Origin of the sequence: Burkholderia sp. 9777_1386, from assembly GCF_015712265.1 — a bacterium.
Taxonomy (GTDB): domain Bacteria; phylum Pseudomonadota; class Gammaproteobacteria; order Burkholderiales; family Burkholderiaceae; genus Burkholderia; species Burkholderia cenocepacia.
This window is the reverse complement of record NZ_JACCQB010000165.1, coordinates 1-288: the sequence shown is the minus strand read 5'-3', so window position 1 is coordinate 288 and position 288 is coordinate 1. Positions and strand designations below refer to the sequence as shown.

Sequence of the window (288 nt, the reverse complement as noted above, 5' to 3'; positions counted from 1 at the left end):
CACGACGGATCTCCAGGGCGATATGGTCGGCGATCGACAGGACGGCGCCGCTACCGCGGCGCCGTCAGACAAAAAACTGGGGAAAATTACTTCGACGAAAGTGGGGAGTATCTATCCGACGCTGACAAGAGGCGCTGACGGAATTTCCGGCTTGCATATTGGGTGGATTCAACCGGTCGTCGCAACACTAGATTGTTGAACGGACCTGAGATACTCGTCCAGAGCTTCAGCAGGCGTTTTCCAGCCGAGTGTTTTCCGGGGCCTGGTGTTCAACGTATTTGCAACGGC

The 288-nt window shown here is 55.9% G+C and carries 1 protein-coding gene; it reads left to right on the top strand.

Going from position 1 to position 288, the window contains the following annotated elements; all coding sequences use genetic code 11:
* Nucleotides 1-199: hypothetical protein (locus H0X91_RS35190; protein ID WP_230878106.1), on the top strand; the 199-nt coding region annotated here is incomplete at its 5' end.
* Nucleotides 200-288: the final 89 nt, after the last annotated feature.